The sequence below is a fragment of the Streptomyces sp. NPDC048664 genome, from assembly GCF_040650555.1.
In the GTDB taxonomy this organism is placed as follows: Bacteria; Actinomycetota; Actinomycetes; order Streptomycetales; family Streptomycetaceae; genus Streptomyces.
This window is the reverse complement of sequence record NZ_JBEZHK010000003.1, coordinates 188,666-203,778: the sequence shown is the minus strand read 5'-3', so window position 1 is coordinate 203,778 and position 15,113 is coordinate 188,666. Positions and strand designations below refer to the sequence as shown.

The following is a 15,113-nucleotide window of genomic DNA, read 5'->3' as shown; positions in this document are numbered from 1 at the left end:
GACGGCGGAAGTTATACGTAAAACGTCGCTCGTCGCCGGTCGCGGGACACGGGGCGGGCGACGTGGGTGGAAGGTGTGTGAGGGCGGTCATGGCGGCGGGTTACCTGGAGATCCTCAGGGCGAGGCACGCGTCGCGGCTGCTCGTCGGGACACTGGTGGGTCGGCTGCCGAACGCCGTCGCGGCGATCGGCACCGTGCTGTTCGTGCGCTCCCAGGGCGGTTCGTACGGCCTCGCCGGGGCGCTGGCCGGCGCCTACGGCGTGGCGAACGCCGTGGGGCAGCCGCTGCTGGGCCGGCTGGTGGACGTGCGGGGGCAGCCGAGGGTGCAGCTGCCGGCGTCCGTGCTGTCGGCCGCCGCGATGACGGTGTTCGCCCTGGCCGGCATCGGGTCACCCGTTCTGGCGTACGCGGCGATGGTGGTGTCGGGGCTCTTCGCGCCGCCGCTGGAGGGCGGCCTGCGCGCCCTGTGGCCCACGGTGCTGGGCCGGGCGGAGCAGGTGCCGACCGCGTACGCGCTGGACGCGGTGGCGCAGGAGGTGATGTTCACGGTCGGGCCGCTGCTGCTGACCGTGTGCGCGTCGCTGTGGTCCGCGCGGGTGGCGCTGATCGCGCTGAACGTGCTGGGTGTCCTCGGCGCCCTCTCGGTGGTGGTGTCGCAGCCGTCGCGGGCGTGGCGTTCGGCGCCGCGCGAGGCGCACTGGCTGGGGGCGCTGCGGTCGCGGGGGCTGCTGGCGTTGCTGGCCGCGTTCCTGTTCGTGGGGATCGCGCTGGGCTCCATCACGGTGGCGGCGGTGTCCTACGCGGACGGCCATGGGGGCGACGGGGTGTACGGGTGGCTGATGGCCGCCCTGGGCCTGGGCGCCCTGGCCGGTGGCACGGCGTACGGGGCGCGCGAGTGGCCGGGCGCGCCGGAGCGGCGACTGCGCGTGCTGGTGGGGCTTCTGGCGGTGTGTTACGTGCCGCTGACGCTGATGCCCGGGGCGGCCGCGATGGGGGCCCTGACGGGGCTCGCCGGCGTCTTCCTGGCTCCGTGCATCGCGTGCGCGTTCATCATCGTGGACCGGCACGCGCCGTCGGGGACGGTGACGGAGGCCTTCTCGTGGCTGGTCACGACGTTCACGGTGGGGGCGTCGGTGGGCACGGGGCTCGCCGGGCCGGTGGTGGAGGCGGGTGGCGCGGCATGGGGTTTCGCCCTGCCGGGTGCCGCCGGCGCGGTGTCACTGGCGGTGCTGCTGGTGACGGGGAAGGCTCTCGCGGTTCCCGTCGGAGGCGCGGTGGTTGCGGGTTCACCGGAAAATGATCCAAACCGTGCTGCCGAACCCCGTTTCAGGTCGGGGGATCGGGCGTAATGTTCAGTCATGGACCGCCGCATTTTCGGGCTGGAGAACGAGTACGGCGTCACGTGCACGTTCAGGGGACAGCGCCGTCTGTCGCCTGACGAGGTGGCGCGGTACCTCTTCCGCCGTGTCGTGTCATGGGGCCGCAGCAGCAATGTCTTTCTGCGGAACGGTGCCCGCCTGTATCTCGACGTGGGATCACATCCGGAGTATGCGACTCCCGAATGTGACAATGTGACCGAGTTGGTCACCCACGACAAGGCCGGCGAGCGCATTCTCGAGGGGCTCCTGGTGGATGCGGAGCGCCGTCTGCATGAGGAGGGAATCGCGGGCGATGTCTATCTCTTCAAGAACAACACCGACTCGGCGGGCAACTCCTACGGATGCCACGAGAACTATCTGGTGGCACGTCACGGGGAGTTCTCCCGGCTCGCGGACATCCTGATCCCGTTCCTGGTGACGCGGCAGCTGCTGTGCGGGGCCGGGAAGGTGCTCCAGACGCCGCGTGGCGCGGTGTACTGCGTCAGTCAGCGGGCGGAGCACATCTGGGAGGGCGTCAGTTCCGCGACGACGCGTTCGCGCCCCATCATCAACACGCGTGACGAGCCGCACGCGGACGCCGAGCGGTACCGCCGGCTGCATGTGATCGTCGGGGATTCGAACATGTCCGAGACGACCATGCTGCTCAAGGTGGGTGCCACCGACCTGGTGCTGCGCATGATCGAGGCGGGCACGGTGATGCGCGACCTGACACTGGAGAACCCGATCCGGGCGATCCGCGAGGTCAGCCACGACGTCACGGGCCGCCGCAAGGTGCGGCTGGCCAGCGGCCGTGAGGCCTCCGCCCTGGAGGTGCAGCGGGAGTACTTCGAGAAGGCCGTGGACTTCTGCGAGCGCCGCGGGATCCGCACGGGCACCGTGGAGCAGGTCCTGGAGCTGTGGGGCCGCACGCTGGACGCCATCGAGTCGGAGGACCTGGACCGGATCGGCACCGAGATCGACTGGGTGATGAAGTACAAGCTCATCGAGCGGTACCGGGCCAAGCACAACATGACGATGTCGCACCCGAGGGTCGCGCAGATAGACCTCGCCTACCACGACATCCACCGCCGCCGGGGCCTGTACTACCTGCTGGAGAGGAAGGGCCAAGCCACCCGGATCTGCAACGACTTGAAGATCTTCGAAGGCAAGTCGGTTCCACCGCAGACGACTCGGGCGCGGCTGCGGGGCGACTTCATCCGCCGTGCTCAGGAGCAGCGCCGTGACTTCACGGTGGACTGGGTGCACCTCAAGCTCAATGACCAGGCGCAGCGCACCGTGTTGTGCAAGGACCCGTTCCGGTCGGTGGACGACCGGGTGGAGAAGCTGATCGCCGGAATGTGACATACGCGGGTCGCGCGGTGCCCCGGGCTCGGACGTCGGCCCGGGGCATATCAGCGGATCGCAACGCGGGCGCCGTACGTTTGCCGTACGGCGCCCGTGTCACGCCGTAGAGTTGCGCGCACGCCAACATTCAAGATCGATCGATACGAGGCCCCATCGTGCGCCGACGTTCCCTCATTCTCGCCGCTGTGCCCGCCGGACTGGTCACCCTCTCCGGGTGCGGTGACGACAAGTCCAGCTCCAGCAAGGCGAGTGCGAGCCCGTCCTCTTCTTCGCAGGCTCCCTCCTCGGCGGCTCCGACACCCTCCGCCGCTCCGCCGCCGAAGATCGTCGATGGTCCCGTGCCGGCCATCACCGCGGGCGCGAAGTTCGGCGAGAAGCCGACCGTGGCCAAGGGGTCGGGCACCCCGTCGAAGGACCTGGCGGTCAAGACGGTGATCGCGGGCAACGGGCAGACCGTCGCCGAGAACGACTTCCTCGAGGCGAACTACCTGGGTCAGGTCTGGTCCACGGGCAAGGTCTTCGACAACTCCTTCGACCGGAAGACCTCGCTGGTGATCCAGCTGGCGCAGGGCAGCGTCATCGACGGCTGGCGGTATGCGCTGACGGGCAAGAAGACCGGCAGCCGCGTCGAGATGGCCGTACCGCCGACCTGGGGATACGGCACGCAGGGCAACAGCCGGGCGGGCATCAAGGGCACCGACACGCTGGTGTTCGTGGTGGACGTGGTGAACACGTTCAACGGCAAGAGCTCCGCCAAGGGCAAGGCGGTGGCGCAGAACAACGCGTCGCTGCCGAAGGTGGGCACGAACACCGACGGCAAGGCCCCGTCCATCGACGTGCCGAAGGCGAAGGCCCCCACGGGTCTGGTCGCCACCTACGTGCTGGAGGGCGACGGCCCGGTGGTCGCGGCCGACAGCACCGTCCTGGTGCAGTACAAGGGCGTGCTGTGGGACTCCGGCAAGGAGTTCGACTCCTCGTACAGCCGTGACCAGCCCGCCATGTTCCCCCTCCAGCAGGTCGTCAAGGGCTGGGGCCAGGGCCTGACGGGCAAGAAGGTGGGCAGCCGCGTGCTCATCGTCGTCCCGCCGAAGCTGGGGTACGGGGACAACCCCCCGCAGGGCAGCGGCCTGAGCAAGAACTCCACGCTCGTCTTCTCCGTCGACATCCTGGCCAAGATGTAACCGTCGCGGGGATGTGAGAGTGTCGGTCGTGCCGTAATGGCCCAACTTGAACAAGCAGGAGCTTTTGACGTGAGCATCGAGAAGCCCGAGATCGACTTCCCGGGCGGCGAGCCCCCGGCCGACCTTGAGATCAAGGAGATCTGGGAGGGCGACGGCCCGGAGGCCAAGGCGGGCGACACCGTCTCCGTGCACTACGTGGGTGTGGCGTTCTCCAGCGGTGAGGAGTTCGACGCGTCCTGGAACCGCGGCACTCCGCTGCGCTTCCAGCTGGGCGTGGGCCAGGTCATCCCGGGCTGGGACCAGGGTGTGCAGGGCATGAAGGTCGGCGGCCGCCGCCAGCTGACCATTCCCCCGCACCTGGCCTACGGCGACCGGGGCGCCGGTGGCCGCATCAAGCCGGGCGAGACGCTGATCTTCGTCTGCGACCTGGTCGGAGTCTGACGCGCGGGGCGGCGCGGGCCCCTCACGGCTCCCCGCGCCGCCCTCACGTCCACGCCCGCCCGAGGGCTCGGCTTTTGCCGGGGCAGGCCAGGGCGGTACGGTCGTCCGTCGTGAGCATCATGGGGAAGACGAAGGGCGCCGATGGCCATTGCCAAGGCTGAGCGGCTGATGAACCTGGCGCTGTGTCTGCTCGGGACACGCCGCCCACTCAGCAAGCGCGAACTGCGCGAGTCCATCGAGGCGTACGTCGAGGCCTTCGGACCGGACAGGAGCACGACCGGATCCGACGACTCCTTCAACCGCATGTTCGAGCGCGACAAGGACGATCTGCGCGAACTCGGCCTCGTCATCGAGACCGTGGAGAACCTGGACGGCGAGGTCGGCTATCTCGCCCGGCGCGACAGCAACCGCCTCCCGGCCATCACGCTCGACGCCGAGGAGGCCGCAGCCCTCGGTCTCGCCGCCAAGGTGTGGCAGCAGGCGCGGCTCGCCGGGGCGGCGAACGGTGCCCTGCAGAAGCTGCGCGCGGCGGGCCTCCCCGAGGACGTGGACCCCTACGGCGGCCACGGCGCGCTGGAGCCGCGCATCCCGGTCCACGAGGCCGCCTTCGAACCGCTGATGCTGGCCTGCCGCGACCGCCGCCCCGTCGTGTTCGACTACCGCAAGGCCACCGCGGCCCGCCCCGAGCCCCGGCACGTGGAGCCGTGGGCGCTGGAGTGCTGGCGCGGACACTGGTACCTGGCGGGCTGGGACCGCGACCGGAACGCCGAGCGGGTCTTCCGGCTCTCCCGGATCACCGGCAAGGTGCGCTCCCGCGTCGGCGGCTTCACCGCCGAGGTCCCCGACGTGGTGACCGTCCGTGAGACCGTCGCGAGCTGGGCGGGCGAGATCGCCGACCGCTCCGCCAGGATCCGGCTGCGGACGGGCTCGGGCTACCCCCTTCGGGCGAAGGCCACCACCGTTCGGGAACTCGGTGACGGCTGGGACGAGTTGGAGATTCCGTACGGGCACGGCCTGGACGCGTGGCTGGTGGAGTTCGGGCCCGACGTGGTGGTCCTGGAGCCCGCCGAGCTGCGCGCGGACGTGGTGGACCGGCTGCGCGCCGTGGCCAAGGGCTGAGGGGGAGGGGTTCGACAGTGGCAGGCAGACCGGCGAGGCCGGCGAACGCCATCGACCAGACCCGGCGGATGCTGTCCCTGGTGACCTATCTGCGCGAGCGCCCCGGTGCCCGCGTGGAGGACGTGGCCCGGGCCTTCGGGATCACCGAGGACGAGCTGGTGTCCGACCTCGACGTGCTGCCCATGTGCGGCACGAGCTTTCGCGGCGGCGATCTGCTGGACATCGACACCGACGGCGAGCGGATCTGGTGGCACAATCCGGCCGCGCTCGGCGCCGACGCGGCCGAACCGCTGCGGCTGGCGGCCGACGAGGCCACGGCGCTGCTGGTGGCGGCGCGCGCCGTCGCCACCCTGCCGGGGCTGCGCGAGAGCGACCGCCAGGCGCTGCTGAGAGCCACCGCCAAGGTGGAGACCGCCGCCGGTGAGGCCGCCGGCGCCAGTGCGCGGCTCTCGGTGACCTTCGAGTCCGAGGGCGGTGTGTTCGCGGACGTCGACCGGGCCATCTCCGAGCGGCGCCGGCTGTGGATCCGCTACTACTCGCCGGCCCGTGACGAGGTCACCGAGCGCGAGATCGACCCGATCCGCCTGGTCAGCGTGGGGCACACCTATGTGGAGGCCTGGTGCCGCCGCTCGGAGGCGCGCCGCACCTTCCGGCTCGACCGGGTCGCCGAGATCAGGATCCTCGACGAGCCGTCGGCGCCGCCGGAGGTCGAGCTGCGCGATCTGTCCGAGTCGCTGGTGCAGCCCGCGGTCGAGGACCCCGAGGTGGTGGTCGAGGTCGGCCCCGGCGGCCGCTGGGTCGCCGAGTACTACCCGCACGACAGCGCGGACGAGCTCGCGGACGGCGGGCTGCGCATCACCCTGCGGACCCCCGATCCGGCGTCGCTGCGCCGGCTCGCGCTGCGGCTCGGGGCCGACGGCCGCATCGTGTCGCCGGCGGAGCTCGCCGACAGCGCCCGCGGCGCGGCCACCGAGGCGCTCGCCGCCTACGAGGCGCCCCGCGAGGCGCCGGACGGCGCGGACGGGCGGTCGAGGGGAGCGGACGGGGCATGATCGCATCGCACGGCAGGGACGGGCTTCGACGGACAGGAGCAGGCGCTGTGAGCACATCGGCACCGAACGGCGCGCCGGAGCGGCCGGAGCCGCCCCTCGCCGCGCCCCGTCCGGCAGCGGCCCAACCCGCGCCGATGTCGGTGCGCACGGCGTTCGCCGGGATGAGGCGGGTGGCCGACGTGGTGTTCCGGGCGGGCTGCCCCGACTGCCGGGCGCGCTTCGAGCTGGGGGCGGGCGCGCTGCGGCTCGCGATCGGCGCGAGCAGCAGGACCACCTTCTACTCCTTCACCTGTCCCGAGTGCGGCGCGGCGGTCCGCAAGCCGGCCGGTGAGCGCATCGTGGAACTGCTCACCGGCGGCGGGGTGCGGACCCTGCGCCTCCACTCGACGGCGTGACGCGGCCGGGGTACTAGGCTCGACGTCATGTTCTGGCCGATGCTCGCTGTCGCCCTGGGGTTCCTGGGGCTCGCCGTTCTGGGTGTGCTCGCTGTCCGGGTGTTCGTGGAGACACGGCGGCTCGGGCGGCAGGTCGCGGACTCCGCCCGCCGCATCGACCGGGCCGCCGAGGACCTGGAGCGCGCGACGGTGCGCGCCGCGCGGGCCGCCGACCGGGCATGACCCGCGCCGGACACGGCCGGGGATGGCGGGATGGGGGGCTTCGCCCTGTCTGTTCCCGTCACGGACAGGTACGCTCTGAGCGCGGCCCGGAGAACGAGGCGCGGTCCGCAGGCTCACGTACGCACGGGGATGGTCTGGTGTTCACCCCCGGGCGATACGATCGCTGGCAGCACGATGGTCGGACGTGTGTCCGACCAGTCGGACATTGCCCCGCTGCCCCGCCTCAGTGAGAAGGTGAAGACTATGTTCCGCAACGCACTTGAGCCGTGGCACCTGGTGCTCCTGGTTCTGGTGATCGTCCTCGTGTTCGGCTCCAAGAAGCTCCCGGACATGGCGCGGTCGCTCGGCAAGTCCGCGCGGATCCTCAAGAGCGAGGCCAAGGCGATGAAGGACGACGGCAAGCAGCCGGCCTCCTCCACCCAGCCGGCCGAGGAGCAGGGCCAGGCGCAGCGCACCATTAAGGCCTCTCCCGGCGACGTGACCAGCTCCCGGCCGGTCGCGGAGCCGACGGACACCACGAGCCAGCGCTGACGTGAGGACCGGGAGCACCCCGGTCCACCGCACGAGATGAGGATGTGGGTTGCTCAAGCCCGCCCGCAAACAGGAGAGGGATCCCGAGGGGCGCATGCCGCTCGCGGAGCACCTTCGTGAGTTGCGCAACAGGCTCGCGAAGAGTGTGCTGGCGATCATCGTCGTCACCATCGCCGCCGCCTTCTTCTACCAGCACATCATCGACTTCATCACCAGGCCGGTGCTGGACGCCGTCGGCTGTTCGCAGAGCTTCGGGGAACTGGCGAAGTCGAAGAGCGTCCACTGCGCGCACATCACCGTCAGCGGCCTGCTGACGCCCTTCACGCTGGCGCTGAAGGTCTCCCTGACCGCCGGTGTCGTCCTCGCCGCCCCGATCTGGCTCTACCAGCTGTGGGGGTTCGTCGCGCCGGGCCTGCACCGCCATGAGAAGAAGTACGCGTACGCGTTCGTGGGGTTCGGTTTCCCCCTCTTCCTCGGCGGCGGCTACATCGCCTTCAAGGTGCTGCCCAAGACGGCGAAGGTGTTCATCGACCTGACGCCGCCCGGCGCGGAGAACCTGCTGCCGCTGGACAACCTGCTCGACCTGGTCACACGCATGGTGGTGGTGTTCGGCCTCTCCTTCGAGATGCCGCTGCTGCTCGTCATGCTCAACCTCACGGGCATCCTGTCCGGCCGGCGCATGCTCGGCTGGTGGCGCGGCATGATCGTGGGCATCACCGCGTTCGCGGCCGTCGCCACTCCCAGCGCCGACCCGATGACGATGCTGGCGCTGGCCGCCCCGATCTGGGCGCTGTACTTCGTGGCCGTGGCCTTCTCGCTGCTCAACGACCACCGCCGCAAGCGCCGCGAGGTCCAGGGCCCCGCCGACGACGAGGCCTCCGAGCTGGACCTCACCCCCGAGGACATCGGCGACGTCGAGGGCGTCTCCTCCAGCCGCTCCCTGCCCGGGCAGAGCGCCGGCGAGCGGGTCAACGGATACGACGACGTGACGTGAGCGAACGGACACGGAACGCGCCCTGACGGCGTGATCCACGGGCCCCACCGGGCGCACCGGTGGGGCCCGCCGCCGTTCGCGCACCGGTGCGCCGCCCGATCCCGATAATGATCGTCCTGTTGTCAGTGGGGCCCGGTACGCTCGAAAGCACGATGACAGAGGATCTCTCACCGGCCGAGCGGTACGCGGCAGCACGCAAGCGCGCTGCCGAGCAGGCCACCGCCCTCGCGTCCTTCCGCGAGATGTACGACTTCGGCCTCGACCCCTTCCAGATCGAGGCCTGCCACGCGCTCGAAGCGGGCAAGGGCGTGCTGGTGGCCGCGCCCACCGGCTCCGGCAAGACGATCGTCGGCGAGTTCGCCGTGCACCTCGCCCTCGGGCAGGGCAAGAAGTGCTTCTACACGACCCCCATCAAGGCGCTGTCGAACCAGAAGTACTCCGACCTGTGCCGCCGCTACGGCGCGGACAAGGTCGGCCTGCTCACCGGCGACAACAGCGTGAACTCCGACGCCCCGGTCGTCGTGATGACGACCGAGGTCCTGCGCAACATGCTGTACGCGGGCTCCCAGACCCTCCTCGGCCTCGGATACGTGGTCATGGACGAGGTGCACTACCTCTCCGACCGCTTCCGGGGCGCCGTGTGGGAGGAGGTGATCATCCACCTGCCCGAGTCGGTGACGCTCGTGTCGCTGTCCGCCACCGTGTCCAACGCGGAAGAGTTCGGTGACTGGCTCGACACCGTCCGCGGGGACACCGAGGTGATCGTCTCCGAGCACCGGCCCGTCCCGCTGTTCCAGCACGTGCTGGCGGGGCGCCGGATGTACGACCTGTTCGAGGAGGGGGAGGGCCACAAGAAGGCCGTCAACCCCGATCTCACCCGGCTCGCCCGGATGGAGGCCAGCCGCCCCTCCTACGCGGACCGCAGGCGTGGGCGCTCGATGCGGGAGGCCGACCGGGAGCGCGAGCGACGCCAGCGTTCGCGGGTGTGGACGCCCGGCAGGCCCGAGGTCATCGAGCGGCTGGACGCCGAGGGACTGCTGCCCGCGATCACCTTCATCTTCAGCCGGGCCGCCTGCGAGGCCGCCGTCCAGCAGTGCCTGTACGCGGGCCTCAGGCTCAACGACGACGAGGCGCGCCACGAGGTGCGCACCCTGGTCGAGGAGCGCACCGCGTCCATCCCGACCGAGGACCTGCACGTCCTGGGCTACTACGAGTGGCTGGAGGGCCTGGAGCGGGGCATCGCCGCCCACCACGCGGGCATGCTGCCCACCTTCAAGGAGGTCGTGGAGGAGCTGTTCGTGCGCGGCCTGGTCAAGGCCGTGTTCGCGACCGAGACCCTCGCGCTCGGCATCAACATGCCCGCGCGTTCGGTGGTGCTGGAGAAGCTCGTCAAGTGGAACGGCGAGCAGCACGCCGACATCACCCCCGGCGAGTACACCCAGCTGACGGGTCGTGCGGGCCGGCGCGGCATCGACGTCGAGGGCCATGCGGTGGTGCTGTGGCAGCGGGGCATGAGCCCCGAGCATCTCGCCGGTCTCGCGGGCACCCGCACCTATCCGCTGCGCTCCAGCTTCAAGCCGTCGTACAACATGGCCGTCAACCTGGTCGAGCAGTTCGGCCGGCACCGCTCGCGCGAACTCCTGGAGACCTCCTTCGCGCAGTTCCAGGCGGACAAGTCGGTCGTCGGCATCTCGCGCCAGGTCCAGCGCAACGAGGAGGGCCTCGACGGCTACCGGGAGTCCATGACCTGCCACCTCGGCGACTTCCAGGAGTACGCGCGGCTGCGCCGCGACCTGAAGGACCGTGAGACGGAACTGGCCCGGCAGGGCGTCTCCCAGCGCCGTGCCGAGGCCGCCGTGGCCCTGGAGAAGCTCAAGCCCGGCGACGTCATCCACGTCCCCACCGGCAAGTACGCGGGCCTCGCCCTGGTCCTGGACCCGGGCCTGCCCGCGGGCCGCTCCAACGGCCACCGCGGCTTCGACCACCACGACGGGCCGCGCCCCCTGGTCCTCACCGCCGAACGGCAGGTCAAGCGGCTGGCGGCGATGGACTTCCCGGTGCCCGTCGAGCCTCTGGAGCGGATGCGCATCCCGAAGTCGTTCAACCCGCGCTCCCCGCAGTCCCGGCGCGACCTCGCCTCCGCCCTGCGCACCAAGGCCGGCCACATCCCGCCGGAGCGGCAGCGCAAGAAGCGGGCCGCCGCCGCGGACGACCGGGAGATCGCCCGACTGCGCACCGCCCTGCGCGCGCACCCCTGCCACGGGTGCGACGACCGCGAGGACCACGCCCGCTGGGCCGAGCGCTACCACCGGCTCATGCGGGACACCTCCCAGCTGGAGCGTCGTATCGAGGGCCGGACGAACACCATCGCCCGCACCTTCGACCGCATCGTCGCGCTGCTCACCGAGCTCGACTACCTGCGCGGCGACGAGGTGACGGAGGACGGCAAGCGCCTCGCGCGGTTGTACGGCGAACTGGACCTGCTGGCGGGCGAGTGCCTGCGCGAGGGCGTCTGGGAGGGGCTGTCCCCGGCCGAACTGGCAGCCTGCGTCTCGGCGTTGGTGTACGAGGCGCGGGCGGGTGACGACGCGATGGCGCCGAAGCTGCCCTCGGGCCGGGCCAAGGCCGCGCTCGGCGAGATGGTGCGCATCTGGGGCCGGTTGGACGCGCTGGAGGAGGACTTCAGGATCACCCAGACCGAGGGCGTCGGCCAGCGGGAGCCGGATCTGGGCTTCGCCTGGGCGGCGTACATGTGGGCGGAGGGCAAAGGCCTGGACGAGGTGCTGCGCGAGGCCGAGATGCCCGCCGGGGACTTCGTGCGCTGGTGCAAGCAGGTCATCGACGTCCTCGGGCAGATCGCGGCGGCGGCGCCGTCCCGGGAGGGGTCGACCGTGGCGAAGAACGCGCGCAAGGCGGTCGACGGGGTGCTGCGTGGCGTGGTGGCGTACTCGTCCGTGGGGTAGCCCTTCCCCGGGTCCCTGAGTCCCTGAGCCCTTCGGGTGCGACGCCCCGCACCCGGCCGAGCGCCCCGCGACACCGCGGGGCGCTCTTCGCGTTCGTGCGCCTGTGCGATGTGACGGTACGTGTTCGAATCATGGCCCACTGTGCAAATAGGGTCGAGCGTACTCCGGTGCGGTGCGCGTTTCAGGCGGTTGCCGAAGGTGACGCAGCCATGACCCGGTCGGACTAGGCTCGCCCGCGGCGCACCAGGTTGAGACAAAATCGTGCGCATGTTCCCAGATTTCCAGAAGATCCTATAGATCCTCGATCCTGCCGATTCGTCTCAGAGGGCATACATGGTGAGTGTTCAATCGCCTCCCGGTGGCCGTGAACTTCCCTACGCGCGCGAGGTGTTGCTGCCCGCCATACTGATGGGAGCCGCCACCGGCGCCGCCGTCGCCCTGGTCGCCGACCGGGCCCGGATCGCCGTCGGACTGTGCGGAGCCGTCGCCACGGTCCTCGTCACCGTCGTCGCGACCGTCGCCGCGCGCCGCGGCCGGACTCTGCGCCGCCTGCGCGCCGACTTCGCGCAGCGCGCCGCCTACCTGGAACAGCGCATCGCCTCCCAGGACGAGGACATCGAGTACTTCCGCACCGAGGTGCTGCCGCAGGCCCTCCACGGCCTGCGCGGCGGCGTCCCGCCCCGGGAGGTGATGCGGACGGTCGTCGACGGCAGCCCCCAGTTCCGCGGACTGCCCCAGCCGCAGCGGCAGTTGCTGCGCGCCGTGCTGAAGATCGTCGACCGTGAGACCGCGATGCGCGACTCCATGCAGCGCGCCTTCGTCAACATCGCCCGCCGTGTCCAGGCCATCGTCCACCAACAGGCGGCCGAGCTGCGGGAGATGGAGGAGGACCACGGCCGCAACCCCGAGGTCTTCGACGACCTGCTGCGCATCGACCACGGCACCGCGCTGATCGGACGCCTGGCCGACTCCATCGCCGTCCTCGGCGGCGGCCGGCCCGGCCGCCAGTGGCCCGCGCCCGTACCGCTCTACAGCGTGCTGCGCGGGGCGATGTCCCGCATCCTCGAGTACCGCCGCATCGAGCTGCACTCCATCGCCCAGGTCAACATCAAGGGCGTCTCGGTCGAGCCGATCATCCACGCCGCCGCCGAACTCCTCGACAACGCCACCCGCTACTCCCCGCCGCAGACCAAGGTGCACGTCACCGCCACCGAGGTGCAGACCGGCATCGCCGTCGAGATCGAGGACGGCGGCATCAGCCTCAGCGAGGAGAACCGCGCCAAGGTCGAGCGGATGCTCGCCGAGGCACAGGAGGGCGTGGACGTCCAGGAGATGGGCGAGGCCCCGCGCCTCGGCCTCGCCGTCGTCGGACGCCTGTCGTCCATGTTCGACATGCATGTCTCGCTGAGGCAGTCCGCGTACGGCGGTGTGCGCGCCATTCTCGTCATCCCGAACGACATGCTCACCACCGAGCCGGCCCCCGGCTTCGCCCACGGCATCGGCGCCACCTCCGTCCCGACACTGGACAACGACGGGGTCAAGGGCCCCGACCGCAGGGCCAAGAAGCGGCACCCGACGACCGGACCCCGCATCCCGGACCGGCTCGCCATGGAGGACGACGTCCCCGTGGTCACCGAGTGGACACCGGGCGGCCTGCCGCAGCGGCGCAGCAAGGTCAAGGTCCCGCTGAGCCGGCGCATCGCCGAGGCGCAGGCGGCCGAGGCGGCCGCGCAGGCCGTCGAGGCCGCCACGCACGCCCCCTGGACGCCCGAGCCCGAGCCGAAGGAGGAGGAGCCCGCGCCCGGGCTGTGGGTCGAGGCGTTCATGAACGGCCTCAAGACCGCCCCGGACCCGAACGCCTTCTCCGCCGGGCCTCCGGCCGGCGACCCGCACGCATTCATCAACGACGAACCGGCCCCGGCCCAGGCCGACGACGAGGGGGACTTCACGTGATCCAGCAGCGAGGCAACCTGGACTGGTTGCTGAAGGAACTCGCCGACGGGGTACCGGGCGTCCACCAGGTCGTGGTGCTCTCCGCCGACGGGCTGCGCATCGCCCGCTACGGCGGCGACCCCGACGGCGCCGACCGCCTGGCCGCCGCGTGCGCCGGGCTGCAGAGCCTGGCCGGGGCGGTCGCGGCCGAGATCCCGGACAGCGACGGCCGGATGCGCATGGTCATCATCGAGATCGACGGCGGCTACTTCTACATGATGGCGGCCGGTCCGGGCGCCTACCTCGCGGTGCTCGCCGACACGGTCGCGGAGGCCGGTCTCATGAGCAACCGCATGCGTGACCTGGTCATCCGTATCGGCTCCCACCTCACGAGCCCGCCGCGGCGCAACGGACAGACCGTATGACTCCTCCGCAACGACGCCGGCGCCGCACCGAGCGCCGGCGGAACACCCCGGACCCGCTGGACAACCCGGGACGGACGACCTCCGAGGGGGCCGGCCCCGAGGGAAGAGCCCCCGAGCGCAAGAGCCGGCAGCGCAGGAATCCCGAACGGCTCTACATCCTCACCGGCGCGGCGGACGGCGACGCACGGGCCCCCATCGACCTGGTCACCCTGATCGTGGCCAGGGCCGAGGCCCCGCCCACCGCGTCACCGGAGCAGTCGGCGCTGCTGCGGCTGTGCCGCACCCCTCTGTCCGCGGCCGAGATCTCGGCCTACCTCAGCCTGCCGTTCAGCGTGGTGACCGCCCTGCTCACCGACCTGCTGGCGGCCGAACTGGTCCAGGCGCGCGCCCCGATCGTCCGCAAGGCGCTGCCCGACCGTTCCCTTCTCGAAGCGGTGATGCATGGACTGCAAAAGCTCTGACACCGACCCGGGTCCGCGGGCCGAGGACCAGCTGCCGCACACGACCCAGGCCGCCGTCAAGATCGTGATCGTGGGCGGCTTCGGGGTCGGCAAGACGACCATGGTCGGTTCCGTCAGCGAGATCAGGCCGCTGACGACCGAGGAGACCATGACCCAGGCGGGCATCGGGGTCGACGACGACTACGGCTCCGACAGCAAGACGGCCACCACCGTCGCCATGGACTTCGGCCGGATCGGCATCACCGAGCAACTGGTGCTGTACCTGTTCGGCACCCCCGGCCAGGAGCGCTTCTGGTTCCTGTGGAACGGCCTGTTCGAGGGGGCGCTCGGCGCGGTCGTGCTGCTCGACACCCGCCGCCTCGAGGTCAGCTTCGACGTGATCGGACGGCTGGAGGAACGCGGGGTGCCCTTCGTGATCGCCGTCAACTCCTTCCCCGACGCACCCCGCTACCCGGTGGAGGAACTCCGGCTCGCGCTCGACCTGGCCCCCGAGATCCCCATCGTGGAATGCGACGCACGGCGCCGGGCCTCCAGCCGCGACACCCTGATGACGCTGATGCGCTTCCTGTACGGCCTGGCGGTGAGCCGCGCGCCGGTCTGACAGGCCCTTCGAGCCCCCGCTCCCACCCCGTACACCGGAACCCCTCAGCCTCGAAAGAGATCACCGTGACCTC

15 protein-coding genes are annotated in these 15,113 nt (G+C 71.0%); all 15 read left to right on the top strand.

The features are described 5' to 3' along the window. Positions 1 to 89: 89 nt before the first annotated feature. Positions 90 to 1,349, top strand: coding sequence for an MFS transporter (locus tag AB0C59_RS04630; protein WP_363000956.1), 1,260 nt, complete (start codon positions 90 to 92; stop codon positions 1,347 to 1,349). Positions 1,350 to 1,358: 9 nt separating this feature from the next. Beyond that, the gene (gene pafA / locus AB0C59_RS04625; protein ID WP_363000954.1) at positions 1,359 to 2,720 is read left to right on the top strand and encodes a Pup--protein ligase; all 1,362 of its coding nucleotides are present in this window, start codon (positions 1,359 to 1,361) and stop codon (positions 2,718 to 2,720) included. A gap of 158 nt (positions 2,721 to 2,878) precedes the next feature. Then, positions 2,879 to 3,904 carry an FKBP-type peptidyl-prolyl cis-trans isomerase gene (locus AB0C59_RS04620; RefSeq protein ID WP_363000952.1) on the top strand — a complete coding sequence of 342 codons (1,026 nt, stop codon included), beginning with the start codon at positions 2,879 to 2,881 and terminating at the stop codon, positions 3,902 to 3,904. Between the two features lie 69 nt (positions 3,905 to 3,973). Continuing rightward, positions 3,974 to 4,345, top strand: coding sequence for an FKBP-type peptidyl-prolyl cis-trans isomerase (locus AB0C59_RS04615; protein ID WP_363000950.1), 372 nt, complete (start codon positions 3,974 to 3,976; stop codon positions 4,343 to 4,345). Positions 4,346 to 4,486: 141 nt separating this feature from the next. Beyond that, complete coding sequence (locus AB0C59_RS04610; RefSeq protein ID WP_363000948.1) at positions 4,487 to 5,464, top strand: WYL domain-containing protein; 978 nt, start codon at positions 4,487 to 4,489, stop codon at positions 5,462 to 5,464. Between the two features lie 17 nt (positions 5,465 to 5,481). Continuing rightward, a complete protein-coding gene (locus AB0C59_RS04605; protein WP_363000946.1) occupies positions 5,482 to 6,516 on the top strand; it encodes a WYL domain-containing protein in 1,035 nt (344 codons plus the stop codon). A gap of 134 nt (positions 6,517 to 6,650) precedes the next feature. Next, complete coding sequence (locus AB0C59_RS04600; RefSeq protein WP_363001263.1) at positions 6,651 to 6,911, top strand: hypothetical protein; 261 nt, start codon at positions 6,651 to 6,653, stop codon at positions 6,909 to 6,911. Positions 6,912 to 6,938: 27 nt separating this feature from the next. Then, positions 6,939 to 7,133 (top strand): hypothetical protein, encoded by a 195-nt coding sequence (locus AB0C59_RS04595; protein WP_363000944.1) that lies wholly within the window; start codon positions 6,939 to 6,941, stop codon positions 7,131 to 7,133. 243 nt (positions 7,134 to 7,376) lie between these two features. Then, positions 7,377 to 7,664, top strand: coding sequence for a Sec-independent protein translocase subunit TatA (gene tatA, locus AB0C59_RS04590; protein ID WP_363000942.1), 288 nt, complete (start codon positions 7,377 to 7,379; stop codon positions 7,662 to 7,664). Positions 7,665 to 7,713: 49 nt separating this feature from the next. Beyond that, positions 7,714 to 8,658, top strand: a complete 945-nt coding sequence (gene tatC, locus AB0C59_RS04585) for a twin-arginine translocase subunit TatC (protein WP_363000941.1) — start codon at positions 7,714 to 7,716, stop codon at positions 8,656 to 8,658. 107 nt (positions 8,659 to 8,765) lie between these two features. Beyond that, positions 8,766 to 11,621, top strand: coding sequence for a DEAD/DEAH box helicase (locus AB0C59_RS04580; RefSeq protein ID WP_363000939.1), 2,856 nt, complete (start codon positions 8,766 to 8,768; stop codon positions 11,619 to 11,621). Between the two features lie 333 nt (positions 11,622 to 11,954). Then, a complete protein-coding gene (locus tag AB0C59_RS04575; RefSeq protein WP_363000937.1) occupies positions 11,955 to 13,574 on the top strand; it encodes an ATP-binding protein in 1,620 nt (539 codons plus the stop codon). Continuing rightward, the gene (locus AB0C59_RS04570; RefSeq protein WP_363000935.1) at positions 13,571 to 13,978 is read left to right on the top strand and encodes a roadblock/LC7 domain-containing protein; all 408 of its coding nucleotides are present in this window, start codon (positions 13,571 to 13,573) and stop codon (positions 13,976 to 13,978) included. The genes AB0C59_RS04575 and AB0C59_RS04570 overlap by 4 nt, the downstream gene beginning before the upstream one ends. Continuing rightward, on the top strand, positions 13,975 to 14,439 hold the full coding sequence (locus AB0C59_RS04565; RefSeq protein WP_363000933.1) for a DUF742 domain-containing protein: 465 nt from the start codon (positions 13,975 to 13,977) through the stop codon (positions 14,437 to 14,439). Before AB0C59_RS04570 ends, AB0C59_RS04565 begins: the two co-directional genes overlap by 4 nt. Then, positions 14,420 to 15,040, top strand: coding sequence for an ATP/GTP-binding protein (locus AB0C59_RS04560; RefSeq protein ID WP_363000931.1), 621 nt, complete (start codon positions 14,420 to 14,422; stop codon positions 15,038 to 15,040). The genes AB0C59_RS04565 and AB0C59_RS04560 overlap by 20 nt, the downstream gene beginning before the upstream one ends. Positions 15,041 to 15,113: the final 73 nt, after the last annotated feature.

Bases quoted from the DNA above. Each gene is read 5' to 3' on its own strand.
- AB0C59_RS04630 (WP_363000956.1), top strand. From the start codon at position 90: ATGGCGGCGGGTTACCTGGAGATCCTCAGGGCGAGGCACGCGTCGCGG.
- pafA (WP_363000954.1), top strand. From the start codon at position 1,359: ATGGACCGCCGCATTTTCGGGCTGGAGAACGAGTACGGCGTCACGTGC.
- AB0C59_RS04610 (WP_363000948.1), top strand. From the start codon at position 4,487: ATGGCCATTGCCAAGGCTGAGCGGCTGATGAACCTGGCGCTGTGTCTG.
- AB0C59_RS04600 (WP_363001263.1), top strand. From the start codon at position 6,651: ATGTCGGTGCGCACGGCGTTCGCCGGGATGAGGCGGGTGGCCGACGTG.
- AB0C59_RS04595 (WP_363000944.1), top strand. From the start codon at position 6,939: ATGTTCTGGCCGATGCTCGCTGTCGCCCTGGGGTTCCTGGGGCTCGCC.
- tatA (WP_363000942.1), top strand. From the start codon at position 7,377: ATGTTCCGCAACGCACTTGAGCCGTGGCACCTGGTGCTCCTGGTTCTG.
- AB0C59_RS04580 (WP_363000939.1), top strand. From the start codon at position 8,766: ATGATCGTCCTGTTGTCAGTGGGGCCCGGTACGCTCGAAAGCACGATG.
- AB0C59_RS04575 (WP_363000937.1), top strand. From the start codon at position 11,955: ATGGTGAGTGTTCAATCGCCTCCCGGTGGCCGTGAACTTCCCTACGCG.
- AB0C59_RS04565 (WP_363000933.1), top strand. From the start codon at position 13,975: ATGACTCCTCCGCAACGACGCCGGCGCCGCACCGAGCGCCGGCGGAAC.
- AB0C59_RS04560 (WP_363000931.1), top strand. From the start codon at position 14,420: ATGGACTGCAAAAGCTCTGACACCGACCCGGGTCCGCGGGCCGAGGAC.